Origin of the sequence: Nodosilinea nodulosa PCC 7104, from assembly GCF_000309385.1 — a bacterium.
Classification (GTDB): Bacteria; Cyanobacteriota; Cyanobacteriia; order Phormidesmidales; family Phormidesmidaceae; genus Nodosilinea; species Nodosilinea nodulosa.
This window is the reverse complement of sequence record NZ_JH976537.1, coordinates 3447570-3472348: the sequence shown is the minus strand read 5'-3', so window position 1 is coordinate 3472348 and position 24779 is coordinate 3447570. Positions and strand designations below refer to the sequence as shown.

Genomic DNA, 24779 nt, shown 5'->3' with positions numbered 1-24779 from the left:
CACATTGGCTACGGTGTTTGAAAGGGCACTTCTTTCAGCTTAATCATAAGCTAGAGCAACGGCTAGCATCGTAAGGTTTATTACCGTTGGGTGGGGCGGCGATTAAACGCGGCTATTGCACTACGACATCACTGGGGGCGCTGGGGTCGGCATCGAAGGGGGCGGTGCGCCCGACCCAGTCGAAGCCGCTAATGCGAAACCCTAAAAAGCCGGTCTCTTGTTTGGGGCTGTAGGTAAACAAAAATCCGTAGGCGCGGCGGCGGTACTCGAAGATGAGATTGGTGTCGATGGTGCGCCCGGTATCTAGATTGATAGCCGTTTGAAACCCGGCTAGAAAAGGGCCATAGATTTGCTGAGTAATGCCCCCAGACAGCACGGTGCGATCGACGGTGCGATCGAAAAGAAAAGGAGACGTGTCGCCGCTAATGATGGTGTGGCTGAAGCCAATATTGAACTGAGTGTAGTCGAAGGTGTTGCGCTGGAGGTGGCCAAGCTGGCCTGCGAGGGAAATTCGGCCTTGGATCGCCTGCTGGAGGTCGCTGCTGGTGTAGTAGGTGACGACGCTGCGCATGCCCAACCCCAGGGCCAGGTTCGGCACCACCGGGCGGGGGGAATAGCGTAGTCCTTCGGTTTGGGTGGCGGGCAGCGGTTGGCCTTGCCAGAGCAAAAAACCCCGGCTGAGGTCGGCAGACCCCTGAAATCGAAACAGGCTGGCGAGGCCGGTGCCTACCCCAGGGCTGAGCAGGTTCGAGCGATCGGTGTTGGCGGTGACGTACTGCCCAGAGACCTGGTAGTTAAGGTTGATGCCGCTGCCGCCCAGGGCAATGTTGGGGGACTCTAGCAGCAGACCCAGGCTGTTCTGCACATCTTGGAACCCCAGGGAGCCGTTGAAGAGGCGATCGCGGTAGCTGTACTCAAAGTTAAGGCGATGGGTGCCGACTGAGCGCCGCGCCCGCAGGCTGGCCCGCAGGCGATCGCTCAAGTTGGACAGGTCGAACCCAGACAGGCTGAGATTGCCCAGGACGGTAGTGCGCGGCCCCAAGGGACCGCTGACGCTGGCGGCCAGGCCAAAGTTAGCCGGATCGGCAATGTTGTAGTTGGAGCTACCCAGCCAGCGAGAGACGAGAAACTGGGGGGCTACGGTAATGCTCAGTGGCCCCGACCTGCCGATGGGGAGGGGCGCCTCCACAAAGAAACCGTCGCGATCGCGGCCGTCAATTCCAAAGCCAGCCGGGAGGGGGTTAAAGGCATCGGGCGGCAGCTGCCCCTGGGTCAAAATAAAGCGATTCCTAAACAGAGGAATGCTGAGTCCCTGATTAAAAACCAGCCGAGGATGGTCAAAAACAAGTTCCTCCTGGGTTTCATTTAGGGGGGTGAGAGTGGCGTGGCTCGCCCTGAACTCCAGATCGGGCGGCGAGAAGGGATCATTGGTGAGGCGAATGTTGTCGGCATAGGAACCGTCGGCGTCGAAGGAAATCTGGTCGGCCTCGTACCGCAGCCGATCAATACTGCGCTGCTCACCCCCCAGCAGCGCCTGAGGATCCCCCGTGGCCAGCGCGATGCCCCCCGCGCTAGTGGCCTGGGAGATCGACGGCTGGTTTTGCAGGCGATAGTCGAGGGGCACTCCCGCGATCGGGCGGCTGGGCGGCAGGGTTGAGAAGTCATTGGCCAGGGTCGATAGCTCTAGCTCACCGCGGCTCTCGGTAATGGTGCCTGACCCCTGCAAAAGGTTATAGGTTGCCGTTTCGCCCTCAATAATCTGGTTGTTGCGATTAAAGAAGACGTTGCCCTCTGCCCGCAGATGGCGATTGGCTAGGTTGGCCCAGAGGCGATCGGCGGCCAGCTGGCCGGTGCCAAACTGCACCAGCACATCTCCACTGGCGGTCACGATCTGCCGGATCGGCTCAAAGACCTGCTGGTCGGCTCGCAGCAAAATGGAGTTAGCCGCCTCCGGCGGTGTTTCGGATGGCGTTTCAGGGGGCGCATCCGGGGCGGCGGCAGGAGGGGCAGCAGCGCCCGGTGGAGCGGCGGCGGGGGAGGCTTCCGAGGGTTCTGCGTCCGACGGCTCTGGCTCTAGCGGCTCCGACCCATTCGAGGGCGGGGTGCGGGGAGACTCCAGGGGAGGCGAAACCTGGGCCTGGGGGAGCAGCAGCTCCGCATCGGTTAGGTACAGAAGGCTGGGATCGCCTAGCAAGACTGGCGTCACAGTTCCCGAAGTCTGGGTTTCGATCGGAGCTGACTGAGGAATGCCCTGGGGCGCTTCGGCGGCAGCCGACACCAGCACAACTTCAGCCAGCTCCGAGGGCGGGGGCACAGAGGGCAGAATCAGCGGCAGAGGCATGGGCTGGCGTTACCAAAGCAAAAACAAAGCCCGACTTGCGGGCTCAACTAGACCATGGCTACCCGGTTGATAACAGCGTGAACCATGGGCCTAAAGTATTTCTGGCGACTAGTTCTGGCGGCAGGGTTTGAAGCCGCCGCCAGATTTAAGACCTGTTTAAAGGTCACAAGTTCCGCAGGAACCGCTGGCGGTGGCTCAGCTTAGGCTGTTAGCCTCGCTGGGGTTGGCGGACACCAGCCGTCCAAAACTGCGGATGACCCTAGTCCATATCCTGCCGTCCAGGGTTGCGGGAGGGGTCGCCGCTCAAAAAGCCAAATATAAACAGGGCCACAAAGAAGGTGACCACGAGGTAAACCACAATCTTGAGGGTCAGCATGAGTTAGGTCTCCAAACCGCTAGCACAGTAGGCCCAAGACCTGCCCCAAACAGCATCTACATTCCATCGTTGGAAACGGCCCCGGCGCAGGACTAAGCTTGCACTATCATATCGCCAAACGTTCGCCTGTCTAAATGCTCTGAACATTACCACTGCTTTTGCAGCCAGGCCCAGAACCCCCGCAGCCAGGTTTCAATCTGGTACAGCACCCAGTCTAAGCCGCGCAGCACCGCCACAAGGGGAGCATCGATGTAGTTTACCTGGGTGACCTGGACCTCTAGAGCAGCTGGTGGAGGAAGCTGGTGCCCTTCGGAAATTGGATCGGCTGCCAACCTGGTCAACGGTTCCGCCGATCGCGGGGCAATCGCGGGACCAACGGCGGTGTGCTCCCCGACGGTGAGGCCAGCGGTAGGCCCATGGAGTTCTAGCGGCGATCGCGCCCGCTCTGCCACGGCCACCGCGCCGGGGGTAGCCACAATCAGCGCTACGGCATCGGCCACCGATGTGGTGGCCGGAAGGGTTTTGAAATCAGGCCGACCGTAAATTGGGGGTGAGCCGTAGCCCTGGCTGGCCGCAGGAGCAGCGCTGCCGGGGGGAACTCGCCCCTCTGGCACCGCCAGATCGGCACCGCTGACCTGACGCCGGGCGATCGCCTCAGCCTGCCGCTGCTGTCTGGCTTCCCCAAACAGACTGGTGGCTGCCGCCAGGGGGCTGGTTTGCAGCCAGCGCAGGGCGGCAGGCAACCAGCGCAGCGGAGGTAGTACCGTTGGGTTAGGCTCGGGCAGGGGCAACCAGGGCTGCTGAAGCGTATGGTTCAGGGTGTGACGGTGGCGCAGGCGGCCATATTCGGCCAGCATTAGCACTATGGCCTGGTGCAATCGCCGCTGCTGATCGGCGCTCAGGCCTGCAAAAATGCCGTTGTCGACGGTGACGAGCACCAGTTGCTGGGTTGCCAGGTCGGAGGCCAGACCGCGAATGGGCGCCTGCAACGGAATCAGGTGCCACTGGCCAGGGGTGAGCACGGCGGTGGCTCGGGACTGCCGGAGCCATTGCCCATAGCCGCGGACCCGCCGCAGCCCACCGGATTGCTCCCCTGGAGTCTGCACTGGCGGCGGTTGAATAATCGACAGCAGGGCGCGAATGGGCGTGTCGGCCTCCACGAGTTCTGGGGGGCGCGTACCATTGAGCCTGGCCCAGAGGGGCTGCCAAGGGCGCGCGGCCCGCAGCTGGCGATGGGCCATTCTCATGCCCTGTACGGCGGCGTAGAGCGGGTAAACCGCTACCTGCAAGCCCCAAACTACCGCCGTGCGGCCCCGGCGCAGCCATTGCCCGGTGCCGTGGGCCACCTGTCGGTAGCCCGCCAGCAGACGAGCCACAGTTTGGCTTTGAAACGGGCGCGATGAACTCGCCATAACTCTGCCTACACTGGGAAGACTGCCTTAGATCATACCGGAGCTATGCCCCCTGCCACCGTTTGCCCCGCACTGCCCCAGCAGATTTTGAACACCTGCGATCGCCTCCGTTCCCTCAGCCAGAGAGATGTGCGGTCCACCTGGCACTGCGGTCCAATCCCGTCGCCCCCCATCAATCCCTCGGAGAACACCTGGCAAACCTGGCCCCTGGCTCCCCTCAGCGATCGCGGCCACATCACCTGGCCCCAGGGCAATGTACCCCTCTGGCTGCACCAGCGATTCCCCTGGCCCGCCGACCTGAATGGCTACCCCCTCGAAGGGCTGACCGCCCGGCTGGCGCTGCGCTGGTGGGCGAATCGGGCCGATATTTTTATCCATGGCGAGCATGTTCAAACCGGAGATATTTTCGACTGCTGGACGCGGATTGTGCTGACCGAGGCCGTTGTGCCCGGCGAATGGGTGGATGTCTCTCTAAAATTGCTCAGCCCCGGCCACGATCAGGGGGCGCTGGTGCAGGCCGAGCTGGTGTTTGAGACAGCGGCGGAAAATTGCCCGGAACCGGGCTTTGTGGCCGATGAGCTGGAGGTGCTGGCCACCTACCTGGCCCAGTTTGATCCGAGCAGCCTGGAGACGTTGGCCAATGCCCTGGAGCAGATTGCCTGGGAGGCGGTGGGTCAACGCGATCGCTTCCACCAGTCGCTACTCAACCTGCAAGAATCGTTGCTCGTATTCTCCCCCTGGCTGAAGCAGCGCACCCTGCAATGCCTGGGCCACGCCCACCTGGATTTGGCCTGGCTCTGGCCGGTGGCTGAGACCTGGCAGGCAGCCGAAGCCACTTTTCGCTCTGTTTTGGCCCTCCAGCAGGACTTTCCAGAGCTGACCTTTAGCCACTCTTCGCCAGCGCTATTTGCCTGGCTAGAGGAGCATCGCCCGGAGCTGTTTCAGACCATTCAGCAGCAGGTGAAGGCAGGGCGCTGGGCGATCGATGCGGGGCTGTGGGTGGAACCTGACCTGAACCTGCCGGGGGGCGAGGCGATCGCCCGGCAGATTCTCTACGGCCAGCGCTACTGCCTGGAGAAATTTGGGAGGACAAGCGCAATCGCCTGGCTGCCCGACACTTTTGGCTTTTGCTGGCAGCTGCCCCAGCTCCTCACCCAGGGCGGCATCCGCTACTTCGCCACCCAAAAGCTGCGCTGGAACGACACCAACCCCTTCCCCCACGACCTGTTCACCTGGCAGGGACCAGACGGCAGCGAGATTACCGCCGTTACCCTGCCCCCCATCGGCACCGACATCGACCCTGTGGCCATGGCCCAGTACGCCTGCCAGTGGGAGATCAACACGGGCTGCACCGACGCCCTCTGGCTCCCCGGCGTCGGCGACCACGGCGGCGGCCCCACCCGCGACATGCTGCTCAAAGCCCGGCGCTGGGCCAGTTCCCCCTTCTTCCCCACCCTCACCTTCGGCCACGCCGCCCTCCTTTTCGACCGACTCACCTCCCCGTCGCCTTCAATTCAAAATTCAAAATTCAAAATTCAAAATTCTCTTACCCCCCCACTCCCCCACTCCCCCACTCCCCCACTCCCACTTCCCCCCTGGCGCGACGAACTCTACCTCGAACTCCACCGGGGCTGCTACACCACCCACGGCGACCAAAAGCAGTATAACCGCCGCTGCGAAGACAGGCTGTTTCAGGCCGAGCTGTTTGCCGCGATCGCCGCCATCTACGGCCTTCAGCCCTACCCCCAGGCGGAGCTAGAGGCCGCCTGGAAACGGGTGCTGTTTAACCAGTTCCACGACATTTTGCCGGGGTCGTCGATTCCGGAGGTGTTTGAGCAGGCCAATGGGGAATGGCAGCTGGCGCTGGAGGCGGGCGATCGCATTCTGCAAACCGCCCTCACCGCCCTGGCCCAGCGCTGCCCGACAGCTGCGCCACCGCACCCGGACGCGGTGCCCGTGGTGCTGTTTAATTCGCTGAACTGGGAGCGCAGTGAGGTGGTGGCGATCGCCCTACCTGCCGAACTCCCCCATCTCCACTGGCAGGCGCAGGATGCCAGTGGTCAGGCGCTCCTGACCCAGCCAGGGCAGCCCGATGCTTTATCGCTGCTGGTTTACGTTCCAGGCATTCCCTCGGTGGGCTTTCGGCTGATCTGGCTGATCCCCTCTAAAGCCGCGAGCCATGACGCAATGCCGACTGACTGGATCCTTGAGAACGAGCACCTGCGAGCCGCGATTGACGCATCTACCGGCTCCGTGGCCAGCCTGCTGCACAGGGCCACCACCACCGAAACTTTCCACGGCTGTGGAAACCAGCTCCAGGCGTTTAAGGATGAGGGTCAGTACTGGGATGCCTGGAACATCGCCCCCGACTACCAGGACCATCCTCTGGAAAAATTCCAGCTCAAGGGCATCGAGTGGGTCGAGTACGGCCCGGTGCGCCAAACTCTGCGCGTTGTCCACACCTTTAACCAGTCCACCCTTACCCAGGACTACGAGCTGGATGTGGGGTCGCCCCTGCTGGCAGTGCATACCCAGGTCAACTGGCAGGAGACTCAGGTGGTGCTGAAGGCCGCCTTTCCGCTGACGGTATCGGCTCCCCAGGCCACCTACGAAATTCCCTTTGGCGCGATCGCCCGCGCCACCACCACCGCCACCCCCCAAGATGCCGCCAAGTGGGAGGTGCCCGCCCTGCGCTGGGCCGATCTGGGCGATGGGGAACGGGGCGTCAGCATTCTCACCGACTACAAGCACGGCTTCGACGCCACCCCCAGCCAGCTGCGCCTCACCCTGCTAAAAGCGCCCATCTGGCCAGATCCGGGCTGCGATCGCGGCCTCCAGACTTTTAGCTACGCCATTTACCCCCACGCCCACGGCTGGCAGCAGGCCCAGACTGTGCAGGCGGCCCGCCGCTTCAACCTGCCCATTCAGCCCTGCCTGAATTGCTCAGCCGCCTCGCCCACCCAGGGAGCAACGGCAGCGAGCTTTCTAGACCTGGGCGACACCAGCCTGGTGCTGGCGGCTCTCAAACGGGCAGAGGGCGAGGAGCATCGCTATATCCTGCGCGCCTACGAAAGCACCGGAGCCAGCAGCCCGTTTACCCCGGGTGGAACCCTGCCTGTGCAAATCAGCGGTCTGGTCAACCTGCTCGAACAGCCTCAGGCGACCCAGCCCCCAGAAACCGTCACCCCCTGGCAGGTGATCAGCCTTGGCCTAGCGCCCTGTCCTGAGTGGACTACGGCATAAGTTTATTGACTATCACCGAGCGAAAGGGGGCAGGGGGGCTAGGGAGTTGGGGGGCTAAAACGGTGGCTTGATCTCTGCCCAACAGTGCTGGCCCCAAGCCAAAATCGCCAAGCCAAAATCCAAAATTGGCCTCACCGCCCCCCAAACAAACCGCTCAGCCAGATTTGCAGCTGATCCCAGATCGCGCCGGGGCCGATGCCAAACAAAAAGTAGAGGGCCAGCAGCAAAAAGGCCACCAGCAGCACCGTTTGGATGGTGTTTTTGATCAGCTTAAACACCCAGCCAAACACCACGATGGCAATAACAATGGCCCCCAGGACAATCAGCAGTTCCACGGCGACCTCCTAGCCCAGGGAAACAACGGTCGTTTTGCCCAAGGACTCGCTGACGCTGGTGGCCTCGGCTCTGGCCCACTGATCGGCGGCGAGAATGTCGGCCAGGACGGGCTGGCCCATGTTGTGGGAACGGTGGCGATCGCACACCCCCTCAATTACTTTGGGAATTTCTAAAAAGTGAATCTTTTCGTCTAAAAACAGCGCCACCGCCTGCTCGTTGGCGGCGTTGAGCACCGCCGTCATGGTGCCGCCCGCCCGCCCGGCGGCGTAGGCCAAATCCATGCAGGGATACTTGGCGTGGTCGGGCTCGCGGAAGGTGAGATCGCCTGCCTTGACCAAATCCAGCGGCTCCCAGTCGGTGTAGATGCGATCGGGCCAGGAGAGAGCGTAGAGCAGCGGCAGGCGCATGTCGGGCCAGCCCAGCTGGGCCAGCACCGAGGTATCTTGCAGCTCAATTAAAGAGTGAATAATGCTCTGGGGATGGATGACGATGTCGATATGGTCGTAGTCCATACCAAACAGGTAGTGGGCTTCGATCACCTCCAGGCCCTTATTCATCAGGGTGGCCGAGTCGACGGTAATTTTGCGTCCCATCGACCAGTTGGGGTGCTTGAGGGCGTCGGCTACCGTCACCTGGGCCAGCTTTTCGGTCGGCCAGTCGCGGAAGGCCCCACCGGAAGCAGTCAGCAAAATGCGCCGCAGCCCGCCCTCGGGCACCCCCTGCAAGCACTGAAATATGGCGGAGTGCTCGGAGTCGGCGGGCAGCAGCTTCACACCGTGCTTTTCGACCAGGGGCAGCACGGCGGGGCCGCCTGCGATCAGGGTTTCTTTATTAGCCAGGGCAATGTCTTTGCCCGCCTCGATCGCCGCCAGGGTGGGCAGCAGCCCGGCACAGCCCACAATGCCCGTCACCACCGCCTCGGCATCGCCGTAGCGAGCGACTTCGACCACCCCGTCGTCCCCGGCCAGGAGTTGGGGCATGGGGTCTAGCCCGGCCAGGGCGTCGCGCAGTTCATCCAGCTTCTCGGGGTTGCAGATCGCCACTACCTCGGGCTTAAACTGGCGCACCTGCTGGGCCAGCAGCTCGACATTGTTGCCGGCGGCGATGCCCACCAGGCGAAACTGGTCGGGATGGTGCTCCAAAATATCCAGGGTTTGGGTGCCAATAGACCCGGTTGAACCAAGCAGGGTGATGGCTTTCACGGCAGTCCTCAAGGATGGGTGGTCGATATCTTTAAGAATCTCACGGTGTGGCCCCTGCCCCAAAGTTTAGCGCCAACCGTTTCTCCTATTTGTCTGAACTAGCCCCGCCTTAAACCCCCTGGGGATCAGCCCCAAGCAATTGACAAGATTTGATGACTGTATTGCTATTGATAGCTGTAAAAATAAAAATGTTGTTAAGATTACTGAGAATCGTTCGCGCACACGAGCCTACCTACTAACCCAGATGGATCCTGTAGAACCGGTTTCAGTTGAAGTCGTGCAGCAAGTGGCCGAGTATTTTAGCGTTTTGAGTGAGCCCATGCGGCTGCGAATTCTCAACCTGCTGCGGGAGGGTGAAAAATGCGTGCAAGAGCTGGTCGAAGCGACCCAAACCAGCCAGGCCAATGTGTCTAAGCATTTGAAGGTGATGCTTCAGGCGGGCATTTTGAGTCGCCGCACCGAGGGCACCTCAGCCTATTACAGCGTGACCGACGAGCTAATATTTGACCTGTGCGGTATGGTCTGCGATCGCCTCGCCTGCCGCATTGAGGCCCAGGCCCAGCATTTCCGCAACTTTAGCCTATCCAGTCGCGGCTAATGTGCCCGCACCTAGGGGGTAGCGGGCTGCTTTGCCTTGTGGTCAAAGTAGGCCTGAAGCACCTGTAGCGCCATGGGGCCGGCCACCGAGCCACCGCCGCCGCCCGAGTGCTCGGCAAAGGCAACCACCACTATCTCTGGATTGTCGAAGGGGGCATAGGCCCCAAACCAGGCGTGAGAAAGCCCAGGCGGCGCTTCGGCGGTGCCGGTTTTGCCCGCAAAGGGAGGCAGAGTAGGCACGTTAAGCCCGTGGGCGGTACCGCTCGTGATCACCCGCCGCAGCCCCTGGTGCAGGATATCGACGGTCGAGTCCTTTAGCCCCAGCGACTCTTTCCAGTTGCGGTGTTCTTCGTTGTCCTTGAGCAGGTGGGGGGTGACCCTGTAGCCATTGTTGGCGGCGATCGCAAACATGCCCGCCACCTGGAGCGGCGTGGCCTGCATAAACCCCTGGCCGATGGACATGTTGATGGAATCGCCAATCACCCAGGGGGTATCGAGGTTTTCCCGCTTCCAGGCATCGTCGGGTACCAGGCCAGCGCTTTCCTCAGCCCCCAGCTCAAAGCCCGTCTTGCGGCCAAAGCCAAAGCGCCTAGTCATTTCGATCAGGGTGGGGCCGCCCACCCGCATCGCCACCTGGTAAAAGAAGGTGTCGCTGCTCCAGGCCATGGCGCCGGGAAAGTTCAGGGGGCCAAATCCGGCGTGGTTCCAGTCGCCAAACTTGATTCCTCCCACCTGAATGTAGGGATAGGTAGACAGCACGGAACCCGGATTAAACTTGCCCGACTCCAGGGCCGCCGTCGTGGTGACAATCTTGAAGGTGCTGGCGGGGGGAAACGCCTGGAGCGCCCGGTTTAGGAAGGGGTGGTCGGCCCCCTGAAGCTGCTGCCACTGGGCCTCGGTAATGCGGGTGGTAAAAATGTTGGGGTCGTAGCTGGGCCAGCTGGCCATGGCCAAAATCGCGCCATTGCGCGGGTCCATCGCGATAATCGCGCCCTCTCGGGTGCCAAGAGCCGCCTCGGCCGCTCGCTGTAGATCTATATCTAGGGTCAGCTGCACATCCTGACCGGCGATCGCGGGCTTATCGCCCAGGATGCTGATGATGCGCCCGGCGCTGTCTACCTCAACCTGCTGTCCGCCCCAGGTGCCGTGGAGGGTGCTCTCGAAAGCCGACTCGGCCCCCATCTGACCAACCACATCGCCCAGACGGTACCCTTTGTCGCGGCGCGCCTCCAGCTGCTCGTCGGTCAGCTCGCCCGTGTAGCCAATCACGTGGGCGGCCAGATCGCCGCTGGGATAGTTGCGCACCGCCTCGGCCTCTAGCCGCACCCCCGGCAGCTCATTGCTGTACTCGGCCAGGGCCGTGGCCTGGGCGGGGCTAATCCCGCGCGCGATCGTAATGGACTCCAGCGACTCATAGCCCACCTGCTCCAGGCGCTTTTGAATCTCGGCGGGGGGCACATTGAGCACCTTAGACAGGCGATTAATGACCATCGGCCACTGATCGCGGGGCAGGGCAATGGGCCAGATCGATACGGTGTGGGAGAGGCGGCTGCCCGCTAAAATCTTGCCGTTGCGATCGAAAATGGTGCCTCGGGCCGGGCGCTTGGGCACCAGGCGGATGCGGTTGGTGTCGGCCAGCTGGCGGTTGCGATCGCCATTCACCACCTGAAGCTGAAACAGTCGCAGCCCAAAGGCTCCCAGCAGCAGCACCGAGATCAGCGCCAGCAAAAACACGGCCTGAAAACTGCGCCCTACAGTCCGCCCGCGTAGGGTATCGGGTACCTGGGGTAATTTTTGGAGTAGCGCCATAGATCAACCCGATCCAAGTCCAGAGGTAGAGTGATGTCGATGGGAAAGCTGCAAATCCCGAGTTGGACTGGGTATAGCCCCGCAGTGAATTTGGCCAGTCACCATTTTATATCGACCCAGGAGATCTATGCAGGGAAAGCTTGTCTTGCCGGTGGTGGTGGTGAGTCTGGTGGGGGTACTGGCCTCGGCTTTTTTTCTAGTGCGCGAGCACACCCGCACCTACCGCCTGGTGCTGGCTTCGGGCGGCAAAACGGGCGAATACTACGCCTTTAGCCAGGCCTTCGCGGCGGTGGTGGCCCGCAACCACCCCAGCATTGCGATCGAGGTGCGCGCAACCGATGGCTCGGTAGAAAATATGGAGTTACTCAGAACCAACCAGGCCCAGCTGGCGCTGGTGCAGAGCGATACCCCCGTGCAGCCCCCCGTGCGGGCGGTGGCGCTGCTGTTTCCCGAAATGTTTCACCTGCTGGCCCGCACCGACGCCGACATCGACAGCGTGGTCGATCTGCGGGGCAAGCGGGTCGCTCTCATGCCCAAAGACAGCGGCTCCTACGCACTGTTTTGGCCGCTGGTGCACCACTACGGCCTGACCCCAGAGTCTATGACCCCGCTGCCCATGCCCACCGAGCAGGCCCAGGCGGCCCTGGCCCGAGGGGATGTCGACGCCCTGTTTCGGGTGATTACCCTGGGCAACCCCGCCGTAGCGGAGCTGCTGCAAACCGGCAAAGCCCGCCTGATTCCCATCGACCAGGTAGATGCCCTGCGGCTGTCGTTGCCCTACCTGGAGGCTCAGGTCATTCCCAAGGGCACCTACAGTGGCAGCCCCCCCATTCCGCCCACCGATCTGCCGGTGGTGGCGGTCAACGCCCTGCTGGTGGCCCAGGAAAAGCTGCCCCCCAAGGTGGTCTACGCCCTCACCAGCACCCTGCACCAAAACCGCAATGAGCTGGTGGCGCTTTACCCCCGGGCGGCCATGATTCGCCTCGACACCTCCCAGGATTTGGGCTTGCCCCTCCATCCGGGGGCCGAAAAGTTCTATCGCCAGGGTGAACCCGAATTTTTTGTCCAGTATGCCGAACCCATTGGCCTGCTGCTGTCGGTGTCGGTGCTGGGCCTATCCAGCTTGTGGCAGCTGCGGGCCTGGCTGCTGGGCAAGCAAAAAAATCGGGCCGACAGCTACAACCTGACGATTTTGGCGCTGATGGACGAAATTGACCGGGCGCGATCGCTGGAGGAGCTAGAGGCGCTAAGGGCCAGGCTGTTCGACATTCTAAAGCGAGTGGTTACCGATCTCGATGTCGATCGCATTACCAGCGAGTCCTTCGAGTCGTTCACCTTTCCCTGGGAGATTGCCAGCAACGCCATTTACCGCCGAGAAATGCTGCTGCGGGGCCGCCCAGGGGCCGATGCAGACCGGAAGGACCGCTGACAGGGGCCGTAGGGCCACCGCAGAAAAGGGAGGCGGGCCTACAGAGCGCTGGTGAGCCGAATCTCAGAGCGGTTCACCGTCTGGGGCGATATTGGCGCGGTCACCTGCTCTGGGCTGGTTCTGGCAGCTGCGCAATCTGCTCCCGGCGGCTGGCCCCAGACCACCGCAGCGGCAGAGATACAGGGCTGTCAAGCTGGGGTAGGGCAGACACCCTGGGGGCAGCAGACTGCGAGGCCTGGGGGTCTGTGGGCTGTGGGTCTGTCACCCGAGGAACGGCCCCCTGGGGAGCCGGTGGCGGGGGAGCGGTGATGGGCGGCGGCGCCAGGTGCATAGGCTGGGGGGCCAGGGGGGCCGGTGCCGCCGGGGCCGGGTTGGGCGCCGTGGGCAGGGGGGCGGGCGCCACCAGGGCGGGAGGCGGGGAGCCTGGGGCCGGTCCGCCTTGTGGCGCCACCGGGTTCACCGCCTCTGCGGGTACCGCACTGTCGCCGGGGACAGTATCGATGTGGGTAGGCAGGGGCGATCGCGGCAGGCGCAGACCGGCGGGCACCGGGGCTGGGGCCACGGGCAGTGCCTCTGCCGCCGGGGCCAGGGGATCGATCGGCGGAGCCTCGGCAGGGGAGTCGATCGCCGGATCGGCCTCGGCGGGTGCTGCCAGCTCAGCCTGACGGACGGCGGCCCGCTGGAGATCGCGCAGGCGATCGCGCTCGGCTGCGGCAATCTCCCACCGCCAGCCCGCGATCGCAGTCTTAGCCTCGTCGTAGAGGGCGCGGCCCGGCCTGATGCTGCTGGCTTCGGCAATGGCCTGGGAGAGATTGCCCTGGGTGGCCAGCGATCGCGCCCGTTCGAGGGCGGGCCGATCCTCCATCACCTGCAATTCGTTGGTCCAAATATAGACCCAGCCCTGGGCTTCGCTGCGAAGAGCGCGGTGCAGGGGAATGGCATTGGCGGTTTGAATGGCCTCCCGCAGGCCCTCAAAGGTCTTAGCGCTGGCCAGTTCGTGGGCCTTAACCAGCTGGGGGCGATCTTCTAGGCGCTCAATCTCTTGCCGCCAGTGGGCCACCAGGGTTTGGGCCTGCACCCGGCGGGGGTGGCCCATGGGCACCTTGGCGGCCTGGTCGATGGCGACCTTGAGGGCATCAATGTCGCGCACTTGGCCAACCGCCTGGGCGGTTTGGAGCTGGGCCAGATCGCCCAGGTGGGTGCGCCAGGTGGCCACGCTCGACTGGGCCTGGGGATAGTAGGGGCTGTCGGCGGACAGCCGATTGGCCAGCAGCATGGCCTTGTAAAGCGTCACCAGCTGGTCGGGGGAGGTGCGCCAGGTGGTGAGGCTCTGCTGGGCCATCTGGCGGGCCTGACTGATCCAAATCAGCTCCTGGGCGACCTTGGCGCGGCTGGGGTTGAGGGCGGCGCTGCGGCCCAGGGCGATCGCGGTATTTAAATCGGAGGCATACCACTTGTCGCGGCCCAGCTTGAGCAGCAGGTCGCTCCAGCGGTTGAGGTAGGGCTGGGCCTGCTGGCGGGCGTAGGTGCTCTCGTCAATGTGGCTGGCGGTGCGCAGGGCCGACTCCAGGCGATCGCTGCCGCCGGGGGCGGCGGTGGCAACAGCTTGGGCCAGCAGCTCCTGGGCGCGGCGTTCCTGGCGAATCTGCTGGGACAGCGCCTGCACCTGCTCCACCCGCCAGTGGGAATTTTTCAGCTCGGCCAGGGCCAGAATTTGCTTCGAGGCCGTGGGCCAGTCCTGCTTCTGGAGAGCCGTCTGGGCCGTAGCCATAATCGCCTCGCCCTGATCCCACTCGGCCTGCCAGGTTTGCATGGTCTCCTGGGCCTTGGCAAACACAGGGCTGTCGGCTGGAATATGGCTGACCATGGCCTCGGCCTCGGCCATGCTGCCATTGCCGCGCAGCTCTCGCTCAGCCGCCTTTAGCACCACCCAGGACCACTGCTCCACCAGCGGCTGCACCTCGTAGTGGAGCGGGTGCTCCGCCGTCCAGCCGCTAACCAAGTCGAGGGCGGCTAGCACATCGGTCAATTCCCCCGATTCAGCGGCGGTCTGAGCGCAAAACAGCCGGGCGCGATCAGTAGTAGCCGTGGCCGCATTCTCACAATTGACGGTAGGCGGTAGATTTATCAGCCACAGAAAGGCCCCAAAGGCCGCCCCGCTCGCCGCCCCGCAGGTCAGCAGGGAAATCAGCAGCAGCCGCCACGACTGCCCTCCGGCCTGGGCCACGGGGGGCAGCACCTCAGGCAGGGCCAGGGCAGGCTCCGACCCGTCGACAATCAGACTAAAGTCCTTGGCGACCCCTTCCGCTAGGGGTTCTCCCCGCTGGGGACCAGAGTGCCGTTGTTGGCTCAGCATATTCCCGCAAACTCCCGCGCAACCACCTTCCCCCACTCTACCTAGAATCTACGGTGGACGGAAAGCAGTAATTATGATTTCTTAGCGAGAGCAGGAAATTTAGCCAGGTTTATGTCTGCAAATCCTGAGATTTGCCGCCCTAGTCGGCCAGGCTCCACCAGCCGAGGCCAGGACCCACAAATCGCAGGGTGATCCAGAAGGCAATCACTACGATGATGGCGCCCCAGGTACCTCGGGTTGTCCACTTTACAAACTGCCGCGACTGCTCTTTGGTAATCGGCAGGCCAGGCAAAATGGGCTCCGCCTGACCATACTTTTCGCCCAGTTGCTCTTTGCGTCGTTTTGATTCGCCCATAGTTTCTACGCCGCCACGTTCTAGTGGGTGACTACTGTATACCCTTAACCATAGCGAATTAGGGGGCTCAGCTGAAGCCCTGGCTAGGGTCGCCAGTCGCTGGGCAGCGATCGCGTGCAGGCCGCCGGGCTGAGGGCCTCCAAAATTTGCGCCCCGTAGCTGCGATAGTGCACGCGGGTATCGAGCAGGGCTACGGTGCCCGCGTGCAGCCGGGAGGGGGCCACGGCGCGCTGCAGCTCGGTCACCGCCGTGGGAAACAGATAGAGCCGAAACCAGTCCTGCCGCCGCCGCTTGTGGAAGGCCACCCGCCCCGCCACCAGCGGATTTTCGAGGGAAGGCAGCGGCAGAGTAGCGACAATGAGTAGATTTGGAGGCGGCAGGAAGGCTCGCTGCCGCTGCCAAAATTCCCAGCCGCTGACCAGAATGCCGTTGCTGCCGAGGTTGGCCTGCTCGACCTGCACCCGCGAGCCAAACTCCCCGGCCAGCGCCGCCCCCAGCTGCCCCTTGAGGGGCAGATCGTCGAGCAAAATCACCGTCGGCCCAGCGGGGGGAACAAAGCCATCGGGGTCCGACTCCGCGTAGGTATCTGGCCCAGGATGGGAACGATCCTCGCGCCGATCTTCGAATTGGCTGGGCCTGGCCCCCTGGCTCAGCAAGTGGCGAATTTCCTGGTGCAGCGCCGCCTGAAACTGCGGCGTATTGGGCAACGGCAGGTGGGTGGGCAGGTAGAGCTGAATCGCCTCATGGTGGCGATTGGGGGTGAACTGGAGGCAGGTGAGGTCGCTCAGCCCCAGCCGCTGGCGAAAGTTGTCGGCCCCTGGATCGGGATCGAGGGCTGCCCCAATCAGCACCACCGACTGCCGGGGCCACACCGGAGTCAGGGCGGTGGCCAGATCAACCGGGGCGCAGTGCAGCCCCATCTGGCCGCGATCGCGATCGACCGAAAACCACAGCAGGTGGTCGGGCGGGTTGAACTGCCGCCAAAATCGCGCCCACTGGATCGGCATTGGCCCCTCGGACTGGGGGGCGCGGCTGGCCGTGAGCACCTGGTGCAGTCGCTGGAGCCGCTGACAGTCGTTTTCGTCTAGCAGATAGCGGTGGTAGGGGTTGATCGGGCGCTGAAAGGCGGCGTGGGTCAAGGCCACGTGGGTGTCTTCAATCAACCCCTGGTGGTTGGGGTAGGCCAGGGCCAGGTGATTCCAGTCGAGGGCGGCGAGATCGGCGGTGAGCTGTGATTGCGCCCACAGCTCTAGATTGTCGGCATCGTCTATCAGGGTGGGAACGCCGTCGGGAAACTGGCCCCCGTCGCCCAGGCGATCGCTCAGCCAGATCTGGGGGGTGGTAATCAGCAGGCCGCTGAAGTCGGGGCCGGGCCAGCAATCGCCCCGGTGCACGGGCTTGTGCAGCCGCAGTTTCTCCTGAAGGCGCGGCAGATCGACCATCAGCAACCGCTGGGCGGTGGGTTCCGGGGCCACCACAATGGCCGGGCCGGGCCACATCATCAGGGCGATCAGATAGCTTAGGCGGTATTCGCCCTGGTAGGCCGACAGACCACCCACCTGCAACAGGGCGCTCCGCCCCAGCCGCAGCGCCCGCGCCACCAGCCGCGCCAGCGTCAGCTGATGGGGCCAGCTTGGCTCTCCCCATTCCCGCAGCAGGGCGCGCAGTTGTTGGTGTACTTGGGCCTCGATCAAGATGTTGGCGTTCCGTTGACGATAGGGGTGGGTTAGGGCAGCAGCTAGATGGTTGACGACGGCGGTGGCCTAGGGGTTGCCTGTCGACCCGGTGAATCGTGACCGACAGGCAGAGTCTATGAGTTCTATAAGTGTTTATTGTCGCATAGAAGATTCGTCGAGGCTTCCGGGTAACTCTCCACCGATATGCTGGGAATAACCACTGCGGGCAAAGGGTTAGAGACTATGGAGCAGATCGCCATTGTGGGCCTGGGCTTGATCGGAGGATCCCTGGGCCTGGACCTGGTTCGCCAGGGCCACTCGGTCGTGGGCATTGCCCGCCGGGCAGAGACCGCTGAGGCCGCTCTGGCCATGGGGGCCGTGACCAAAGCAGGGACGGATCTAGCCCTGGTGGCAGGGGCGGATGTGGTGTTTATCTGCACCCCCATCGACGTAACCGTTGCCACCGCTGAGGCGATCGCGCCCTATCTATCGGAGGGGGCGGTGGTGACCGATGTGGCCTCGGTGAAGGGAGAAATTGTGCCAGCGATCGCGGCTCTATGGCCCAACTTTGTCGGCGGGCACCCGATGGCGGGCAAGGCGGAGGCGGGGCTGGCGGTGGCGGTGGCGGGACTGTTTCAGGGCCGCCCCTACGTGCTCACTCCGACTGATACGACGAAGCCTGAAGCGCTAGAGCGGGTGCGGGCGATCGCCGCTTCCCTCGGCGCAAACCTCTGCCAGTGCCACCCTGACCAGCACGATCGCGCGGTGGCATGGATCTCGCACCTGCCGGTGATGGTCAGCAGCAGCCTGATTTTGGCCTGCCAGGGCGAGGTAGATCCTGCCATTCGCGAATTGGCTCAGACCTTGGCCAGCTCAGGATTTCAAGACACCAGTCGGGTCGGCGGCGGCGTGCCGGAGCTGGGGACGCTGATGGCACGCCACAACCGGGCGGCGCTGCTGGATGCCTTAACCCAGTATCAGCAACAACTAGAGCAGCTCAAAGCCCTGATCGCCACTGAAGATTGGGACGCTTTGCGCGAAACCCTAACCCAAGCCAAAACCGCTCGCCCCAGTTACTTACCGGCTGCATCTACTCAACGCTGATTTTGGCATCCGCACGTTGGCTAGGTATTGCGTACTATCGCAATTTGAAGTATTATCGCACTTACAAGACACTTGTAATGCTATTCACTGATGGCTGAGGGATGTTGACACTCAGTCAAACAACAGCGTTGATGGCATATAGGTCTCTATTTTGCTCCTTCCGGGTCTTTGAGGGTGGATGATGCCAAGCTATTCTTGCAATGTTCAGGAGTCAAGACTTGAGACAGTTTTTGATAAGCAACGGCGGGGTGAAAGTGTCAGCCATTCTCAGCAGCAAATATGCCAACGGAATATTGGGGTATTCAGCGCTTGGTTGAAAAAACTTTTGAATTATCGGAGGCAGCATATGTTTTATCAATTTGAGAAAGCTGTGGAGTGCGTCAAGTCGGAGCGAAAACCTAGCATCTATAAGCCTAACTTAATTGTTCATCTCCAAGATCAAGATAAGGAGGCAGAAGAACTAGCTAATTTCACTCATCCTCATCCGGTTTATTTTTCAGGTGGAAGTGTACAAGATGCATACATCTTTTTTCTTCTTCAGTGGCAAAAAAGATGGGTTTTTCGCTGGGGAAAGAAGCTAAATTTTGAACATGTGGTGCAAGCTTTGGAAAATGAATTGAATGCATTCTTGGAATTTTTGAAGGCGATCCTAATATCATTTCTCCAAGAGGCTGAATATCTACGTGAAGAATTTGATAGTTTGCTCGGTTTTTCTACTGAAAATAAGTTGTCAGGCAAGCCATATTGGGCTATCGAAAAGCTTACAAAGCCGGTGATTTTTGTAATAAATAATTCTGGCTGGTCGATTCGCTATTCATTGCTGACCACTCCGTTGGTTCCTGCTTTGTGCAAAGGGTCTAAGGATTTACTTTGACTGACTAAATATGAAAAAGGAGAATCCTATGACCACATCTCAGCAAAGCAAAGCTAGAACAGCACAAGCTGCTCCTAGCGAAACAACAGGAGTTGACAAAAATGGAAAAGGAAAGGCCTCAAAGCCCACCTTGCGAGAGCAGATCGTCCTCTTTGCCATCGGTTATCAAGAGCGATATGGATTGGAAATCCAGCGAGCCGTCAAAGAGTGTAGTGGAGGAACAGAGTCAATCAGCATTGGATCTCTATACCCAACCCTGCACAGCCTTGAGCAGAAAGGACTCGTCTCTTCGAGATTTGGAGAAGAAGTCGTTGAAGAGCGGGGAGGAGCTAGACGTCGCTATTACAGTCTCACAAGCGATGGATTATCTTGTATACAAGCGATCCAGCAATATCAAAGTGAGTTACTCACGTGGCAGTCGACCTGAATTAGACTTCACTGACGGTGTGTGGGTTACGAAGCACATTGCTAGGTTGGTAGCCTATATTTTGCCTTCAGATGAGGCAGAAGAGTGGTTGGGAGATTTGCTAGAAGTAAACCGTGAACTCATTGAATCAGAGTTACCATTTTGGCAGATCAACGTAATTTCAATGCTTCGAATCATTCAATTGGTGTGGGCTGCATACAAGGTGACTTGGTCAGACTTCATCAACACTAACTGGGATGAGTAAATAGACTAGGCGCTAAAAAAGATTGGTTCAGTGCTTAATCCTGAGCCAATCTTTTTTTCTGTTGCTTATCTTGTTTAAAGAGTTAATTACTTGGCAGGATACACTGGCTCTTTGTCGATTACCACTGGCTCCTGGTACAGCGGTGCGGTAAACGTCACCGTGGAGCCCAGCCCTTCACCCATGCTGATGAACTGCACCACGCCGCCCATGGCCTCCACCAGTCGCTGGGAAATGGCCAGGCCCAGGCCAGTGCCGCCGTACTGCCGGGTGCGATCGCCATCCACCTGACTGAAGCTTTGAAACAGCCGGTCCTGCTTCTCTAGCGACACGCCAATGCCCGTATCGGCAACGCTGATTTTGACCAGACCCGGCCATGTCTTGCCCTGGCGCTCAACCTTCTGGGGCTTCACCTCGGCGCTGATGGTGACACCCCCCTCGTGGGTGAACTTGATCGCATTGCTCATCAGGTTCATAAATACCTGAAGTAGCCGCTGGTAATTGCCGTTGATGGTAATGTCGTCGCGGGTAGCGGGGAGCAAAATTTCGAACGAAAGGCCTTTCTGTTCAGCCTGCGGACGCATGAAATTTTCCAGATCAGCCAGCAGTTCCCGCAGGCCGACTGGCCCCATCTCGATCTGCATTTTGCCCGCTTCGATCTTGGCGATGTCGAGCACATCGTTAATCAATTGCAGCAGGTGAATGGCCGACTTGTGGGCCTCTTCGATGAACTCTTCCTGCTCGGCGGGGTCGTCGGCCATGCCGTCAAGCACCAGCTTGAGAAAGCCGATCATGCCGTTGAGGGGCGTGCGCAGCTCGTGGGAGGTGTTGGCCAAAAACTCGCTTTTCAGGCGGGAGGCTTCTTCAGCCTGGCGGCGGGCCTCTTCGGCCTGGCGGCGGGCCTCTTGAAACTCGCGCTGCTTTTCCATCAGGCTGGCGTTGGCCTGCTGAAGCTTGATCGCCATAGCGTGGCTGTCGCTGAACAGGGTGGCGTGGGCGATCGCCGTGCCGACCTGATCGGCCAGATCGGTCAGCAGGTTAAGCTCAATGTCTGTCCAGGGGCGATCGGGGCGATCCTGGAGCACGATGAAGCCGTTGATGGTGTTTTGGTAGCGGGTGGCCACGGCCACCGATGAAGGGTCAGCGGGCTGCCTGGGCGGCACCACCGCCACCGACGACTGGGCCGCCGCGCTGAGGCAGGGAGTCTCGGCCAGCGGCCACACCTGCCCCTGCCAAAAGGGCAAATCTTCCGATCGCAGGTATTCAGCCGCTACCGTGGCCGCTTCGGGGGCCAGGTTGGGGGCCGTGCTACAGCTAAAGACCAGGCAGCGATCGACGTTAAACAAATCTCCCAACCCCTCCACCGTCTGCTGGCGAATGATTTCCAAATCGAGGGTCCATCGCACGTTGCGGGTGATCTGGTTGAGCCGGGGCGAGTAGGTTTGCAGCTGGGTGCAGTCGGCGGGGGAGGTTTCCAGGGCGACGTTGCCCCGCAACCATGGGCGGCCAGATAGACCAAAGGAGTTGGCCAGGTAGCCCGTGGCCGCAATGCGAAATAAATCTCCCCCTGGCCCCAGCAGGGGTTGCAGCATCCACTGCACGTCAATACTTTGGGAACCCAGCGGACAGCGACCGGGCAGCGACACGATTTCGTGGCGGGTGGCCAGGGTGCTGAGGGCTCGCCCCAGGGCCTGAGCGTCGGCAAACGAGACAATTTCACCCAGCGATCGCCCCACCCAGCTGGCCGTCAGCGCTGGGGGCAGCGCCCGCTGTCCCACCGTCTGCACCGACTCCACAATACCGCTGGGGCTCAACAGCAAAATCCACACGGAGAGATCCTCCGTCTGGCTATCGGTGGCCAAAGCAGGGCTGGAACGTTGCGATCGCATAGGGTTAGGGCCAGAACGTTCCCATGTTAACCAACCAACCCCGCCCATGGCTCTACCTGGCTATCAATTGGTCGAAGGCAGGGAGCCAACAACAGGGCACCATCTAGTCGTTCCACTCGCCCTTGGGGGGCACCGTCGGGTTGCGGGGCAGGTGGCGCACCAGGTCGTCTTCGTAGCGGCGATCGCCCCGTAGCCACTGGCGCAGAGCCACATCGATCACCTTGCTGGGGTCAGAGCTGAGGTGGGTCACCTGGTCAAGCAGGTCTTTGTCGATTTGCACCGAGAGATCAACTTTTTCCGCCGACCGTTCGCCAGCAGGGGAGGCAGAGTTTTGCATAGTGAATAACCTGACCGCCAGGTGAGTGATAGTGTGTCTGCCTTAAGTCTAAGCCCTAGGGCGAACAGGTCTAGTGTGGTCATCCCCATCCCTTGCTGCAATTAGGTCTGGGGATCTTGACATGACAAGTTTGCATCCCCTGGGATTTCTGGCCCAGGTCTGCGCCGCCCAGCCCCCTCCGAGCATTCGCCCAGGCGAGGGCTTACAATATTAAAGTCTGTAAACTGTAGGCCGCTGGTAAGTCTTGTATGACAGAGGTTCCCGTCTCTCAGATTCGCAATTTTTCGATTATTGCCCACATCGACCACGGCAAATCGACTTTGGCCGACCGATTGTTGCAGCGCACCGGGACGGTTAGCGATCGCGAGATGAAGGCCCAGTTCCTCGACAGCATGGACCTGGAGCGGGAGCGGGGCATTACCATCAAGCTCCAGGCCGCCCGCATGAACTACAAGGCCCAGGACGGCAAAGACTACGTGCTGAACCTGATTGACACGCCGGGGCACGTGGATTTTTCCTACGAAGTGTCGCGATCGCTAATCGCCTGTGAAGGGGCGCTGCTGGTGGTCGATGCCTCCCAGGGGGTGGAGGCCCAAACCCTGGCCAACGTGTATTTGGCCCTGGAGAACGACCTGGAAATCATCCCCGTTCTCAACAAAATTGACCTGCCCGGTGCCGAGCCCGATCGCATTAAGCAGGAAATCGAAGACATCATTGGGCTGGATTGCAGCGGGGCCATTCTCGCCTCCGCCAAGCAGGGAATCGGCATCGACGAAATTTTAGAATCTATTGTCTACCTGGTGCCGCCCCCCGCCGACACCGTTGACCAACCCCTGCGGGCGCTGATCTTCGACAGCTACTACGACAGCTACCGGGGCGTGATCGTCTACTTTCGCGTTATGGATGGCACCCTGCGCCGCAAAGACAAGGTGCGGCTGATGGCCTCGGGCAAAGAGTACGAAATCGACGAACTGGGCGTGCTGGCCCCCACCCAGATTGAAGTCGATGAGCTGCACGCGGGAGAGGTGGGCTACTTTGCCGCCTCGATCAAAGCGGTGGAAGATGCCCGCGTGGGCGACACCATTACCCTGGTGCAAAACCCGGCCAAAGAGGCCCTGCCCGGCTACGCCGAAGCCAAACCCATGGTGTTTTGCGGCCTCTTTCCCACCGCCTCCGACCAGTTTGAAGAACTGCGCGAAGCCCTGGAAAAGCTGCGCCTCAGCGACGCCGCCCTTCAGTACGAGCCAGAGACCTCCAGCGCCATGGGGTTTGGCTTTCGCTGCGGCTTTTTGGGCCTGCTGCACATGGAAATTGTGCAGGAACGCCTGGAGCGCGAGTACAACCTCGACCTGATTACCACCGCCCCCTCGGTAATCTACCGGGTCACCACCATCCAGGGCGAAGTGCTCGAAATCGACAACCCCAGCACCCTGCCCGACCCCCAGGCCCGCGAAAAAATCGAAGAGCCCTACGTGCAGCTCGACATGATTACCCCCGAAGAGTACGTGGGGGCGCTGATGGAGCTGTGCCAAAACCGCCGGGGCGAGTTCAAAGATATGAAGTACCTGGCTCAGGGCCGCACTACCTTAATTTACGAAGTGCCCCTGGCCGAGGTGGTCACCGACTTTTTCGACCAGATGAAGTCGCGCACCAAGGGCTACGCCAGCATGGAGTACCACCTGATCGGCTACCGCGAAAACCACCTGTCGCGCCTCGACGTGCTGATCAACGGCGACCCGGTCGATTCGCTGGCCTCGATTGTGCACCGCGATAAGGCCTACTACGTGGGCAAGGCCCTGGTCGAAAAGCTTAAAGAACTGATTCCTCGCCACCAGTTCAAGATTCCGATTCAGGCGGCGATCGGCAGCCGCATTATCGCCAGTGAGAGCATTCCGGCCCTGCGCAAAGACGTGCTGGCCAAGTGCTACGGCGGCGATATTTCCCGCAAGAAAAAGCTGCTGCAAAAGCAGGCCAAGGGTAAGAAGCGCATGAAGGCTGTTGGTACTGTTGATGTGCCCCAGGAAGCCTTTATGGCGGTCTTGAAACTATCTTAATGGGTGGCTTGCTTGCGACCCTCTCGCACTTCAGCAAAGCCGAGGCGGTAGAGTTTGTGAAAGATGCAAATTGAAGCTTTTTAGAGGGTTTGTACGCCGTCAAATTTGAGGATTTTGGTATCAGCAGTCAGGATAGCGACTTCCAAAAGTCTTGCTGTCGCAACAATGATCTGATCTGCCGGGTCTTTGTGAAAGCCCTGCAACCGTGTTGACTCAATCAAGATTGGCAATGTCAAATCCAGAAAGCGAACTCCTGGATAGGCCAAGGCCAAGGTAAACCAATCTTCCAACGGCTGTGGAAGCACCAGGCGATTGTACTCAACTAGTTTGGCAACTTCCCAGCAAGAGTAGAGGCTAACGCCCAAACCACTGCTCTGATAGGTCTGAAGCCAGCGGTGATGCTCCTGGGTAAGGCGTGCATCCCGCTGTACCCACCAAACCCAAATATGGGTATCCAGCACAATCACTGCAAGACATCCCAGTCTTCTAAGGGGGTAGCGGGAGCAAAGGGATCGTCGTAGCGGTAGGGCTGCTGGCTTTCTGGGGCAGAGGTAGCCCCAAGCTGAGATGTTGACGCTGCATCAGTCTCAGTAAGTGGCGCGTAGCCTTGACGGTATTTGGCCTTGAGGAAGCAGAGGAAGTCTAGAACCTCGCTAATCAATGGATCAGATACATTGTCTAGCTCTTGGATTAAGAGGTCTTTGGGGGTCATGGCGCATCT

At 60.9% G+C, this 24779-nt stretch carries 21 protein-coding genes; 8 read left to right on the top strand and 13 right to left on the bottom strand.

Annotated elements, in window-relative coordinates:
* Positions 1-112: 112 nt before the first annotated feature.
* The 3 genes from LEPTO7104_RS34095 to LEPTO7104_RS0115945 all read right to left on the bottom strand — a co-directional run bounded on the left by LEPTO7104_RS34095 (position 113) and on the right by LEPTO7104_RS0115945 (position 4129).
* Positions 113-2341 carry a DUF3769 domain-containing protein gene (locus tag LEPTO7104_RS34095; RefSeq protein ID WP_017299583.1) on the bottom strand — a complete coding sequence of 743 codons (2229 nt, stop codon included), beginning with the start codon at positions 2339-2341 and terminating at the stop codon, positions 113-115.
* Between the two features lie 259 nt (positions 2342-2600).
* Positions 2601-2717, bottom strand: a complete 117-nt coding sequence (locus LEPTO7104_RS0115950; protein ID WP_017299582.1) for a photosystem II reaction center protein I — start codon at positions 2715-2717, stop codon at positions 2601-2603.
* A 146-nt stretch (positions 2718-2863) separates the two neighbouring features.
* Positions 2864-4129, bottom strand: a complete 1266-nt coding sequence (locus LEPTO7104_RS0115945) for a hypothetical protein (protein WP_017299581.1) — start codon at positions 4127-4129, stop codon at positions 2864-2866.
* Positions 4130-4174: 45 nt separating this feature from the next.
* Here LEPTO7104_RS0115945 and LEPTO7104_RS0115940 point away from each other — a divergent pair, with 45 nt between their 5' ends.
* Entirely contained in the window at positions 4175-7372 is a 3198-nt protein-coding gene (locus LEPTO7104_RS0115940; protein ID WP_017299580.1) for an alpha-mannosidase, read from the top strand.
* A gap of 131 nt (positions 7373-7503) precedes the next feature.
* On the opposite strand, the gene LEPTO7104_RS0115935 is transcribed toward LEPTO7104_RS0115940, so the two are convergent.
* Both LEPTO7104_RS0115935 and dxr read right to left on the bottom strand, forming a co-directional pair.
* Entirely contained in the window at positions 7504-7707 is a 204-nt protein-coding gene (locus LEPTO7104_RS0115935) for a hypothetical protein (protein WP_017299579.1), read from the bottom strand.
* Between the two features lie 9 nt (positions 7708-7716).
* Complete coding sequence (gene dxr, locus LEPTO7104_RS0115930; RefSeq protein ID WP_017299578.1) at positions 7717-8910, bottom strand: 1-deoxy-D-xylulose-5-phosphate reductoisomerase; 1194 nt, start codon at positions 8908-8910, stop codon at positions 7717-7719.
* A gap of 244 nt (positions 8911-9154) precedes the next feature.
* Here dxr and LEPTO7104_RS0115925 point away from each other — a divergent pair, with 244 nt between their 5' ends.
* Positions 9155-9508 (top strand): ArsR/SmtB family transcription factor, encoded by a 354-nt coding sequence (locus tag LEPTO7104_RS0115925; RefSeq protein WP_017299577.1) that lies wholly within the window; start codon positions 9155-9157, stop codon positions 9506-9508.
* An 11-nt stretch (positions 9509-9519) separates the two neighbouring features.
* On the opposite strand, the gene mrdA is transcribed toward LEPTO7104_RS0115925, so the two are convergent.
* Positions 9520-11316, bottom strand: a complete 1797-nt coding sequence (gene mrdA / locus LEPTO7104_RS0115920) for a penicillin-binding protein 2 (protein WP_017299576.1) — start codon at positions 11314-11316, stop codon at positions 9520-9522.
* 127 nt (positions 11317-11443) lie between these two features.
* Here mrdA and LEPTO7104_RS0115915 point away from each other — a divergent pair, with 127 nt between their 5' ends.
* Positions 11444-12745 carry a TAXI family TRAP transporter solute-binding subunit gene (locus LEPTO7104_RS0115915; RefSeq protein WP_017299575.1) on the top strand — a complete coding sequence of 434 codons (1302 nt, stop codon included), beginning with the start codon at positions 11444-11446 and terminating at the stop codon, positions 12743-12745.
* Between the two features lie 100 nt (positions 12746-12845).
* On the opposite strand, the gene LEPTO7104_RS34090 is transcribed toward LEPTO7104_RS0115915, so the two are convergent.
* The 3 genes from LEPTO7104_RS34090 to LEPTO7104_RS34085 all read right to left on the bottom strand — a co-directional run bounded on the left by LEPTO7104_RS34090 (position 12846) and on the right by LEPTO7104_RS34085 (position 17150).
* Complete coding sequence (locus LEPTO7104_RS34090; protein WP_017299574.1) at positions 12846-15101, bottom strand: hypothetical protein; 2256 nt, start codon at positions 15099-15101, stop codon at positions 12846-12848.
* A gap of 139 nt (positions 15102-15240) precedes the next feature.
* Entirely contained in the window at positions 15241-15456 is a 216-nt protein-coding gene (locus LEPTO7104_RS0115905; protein WP_017299573.1) for a DUF2839 domain-containing protein, read from the bottom strand.
* An 83-nt stretch (positions 15457-15539) separates the two neighbouring features.
* Entirely contained in the window at positions 15540-17150 is a 1611-nt protein-coding gene (locus LEPTO7104_RS34085; RefSeq protein ID WP_017299572.1) for an ATP-dependent DNA helicase, read from the bottom strand.
* Positions 17151-17336: 186 nt separating this feature from the next.
* On the opposite strand from LEPTO7104_RS34085, the gene LEPTO7104_RS0115895 reads away from it, so the two are divergent.
* The 4 genes from LEPTO7104_RS0115895 to LEPTO7104_RS38320 all read left to right on the top strand — a co-directional run bounded on the left by LEPTO7104_RS0115895 (position 17337) and on the right by LEPTO7104_RS38320 (position 19781).
* Positions 17337-18236 carry a prephenate/arogenate dehydrogenase gene (locus LEPTO7104_RS0115895; RefSeq protein ID WP_225886995.1) on the top strand — a complete coding sequence of 300 codons (900 nt, stop codon included), beginning with the start codon at positions 17337-17339 and terminating at the stop codon, positions 18234-18236.
* A 181-nt stretch (positions 18237-18417) separates the two neighbouring features.
* A complete protein-coding gene (locus tag LEPTO7104_RS0115890; protein ID WP_155523659.1) occupies positions 18418-19110 on the top strand; it encodes a hypothetical protein in 693 nt (230 codons plus the stop codon).
* Positions 19111-19138: 28 nt separating this feature from the next.
* The gene (locus tag LEPTO7104_RS38325) at positions 19139-19537 is read left to right on the top strand and encodes a PadR family transcriptional regulator (RefSeq protein WP_083887185.1); all 399 of its coding nucleotides are present in this window, start codon (positions 19139-19141) and stop codon (positions 19535-19537) included.
* A gap of 46 nt (positions 19538-19583) precedes the next feature.
* Positions 19584-19781: a hypothetical protein gene (locus tag LEPTO7104_RS38320; RefSeq protein WP_155523658.1), complete on the top strand. Its 198-nt coding sequence runs from the start codon at positions 19584-19586 to the stop codon at positions 19779-19781.
* Positions 19782-19867: 86 nt separating this feature from the next.
* On the opposite strand, the gene LEPTO7104_RS34080 is transcribed toward LEPTO7104_RS38320, so the two are convergent.
* Positions 19868-21667 (bottom strand): ATP-binding protein, encoded by a 1800-nt coding sequence (locus LEPTO7104_RS34080; RefSeq protein ID WP_017299568.1) that lies wholly within the window; start codon positions 21665-21667, stop codon positions 19868-19870.
* A 103-nt stretch (positions 21668-21770) separates the two neighbouring features.
* Entirely contained in the window at positions 21771-22004 is a 234-nt protein-coding gene (locus tag LEPTO7104_RS0115875; RefSeq protein WP_017299567.1) for a hypothetical protein, read from the bottom strand.
* Between the two features lie 248 nt (positions 22005-22252).
* On the opposite strand from LEPTO7104_RS0115875, the gene lepA reads away from it, so the two are divergent.
* Positions 22253-24058: a translation elongation factor 4 gene (gene lepA, locus LEPTO7104_RS0115870; RefSeq protein WP_017299566.1), complete on the top strand. Its 1806-nt coding sequence runs from the start codon at positions 22253-22255 to the stop codon at positions 24056-24058.
* 80 nt (positions 24059-24138) lie between these two features.
* Here the strand turns inward: lepA and LEPTO7104_RS0115865 are convergent, their stop codons facing one another.
* Together LEPTO7104_RS0115865 and LEPTO7104_RS0115860 are read right to left on the bottom strand one after the other, a co-directional pair.
* Complete coding sequence (locus tag LEPTO7104_RS0115865; RefSeq protein ID WP_017299565.1) at positions 24139-24525, bottom strand: type II toxin-antitoxin system VapC family toxin; 387 nt, start codon at positions 24523-24525, stop codon at positions 24139-24141.
* Positions 24522-24770 (bottom strand): hypothetical protein, encoded by a 249-nt coding sequence (locus tag LEPTO7104_RS0115860; RefSeq protein WP_017299564.1) that lies wholly within the window; start codon positions 24768-24770, stop codon positions 24522-24524. Before LEPTO7104_RS0115860 ends, LEPTO7104_RS0115865 begins: the two co-directional genes overlap by 4 nt.
* Between the last annotated feature and the right edge of the window lie 9 nt (positions 24771-24779).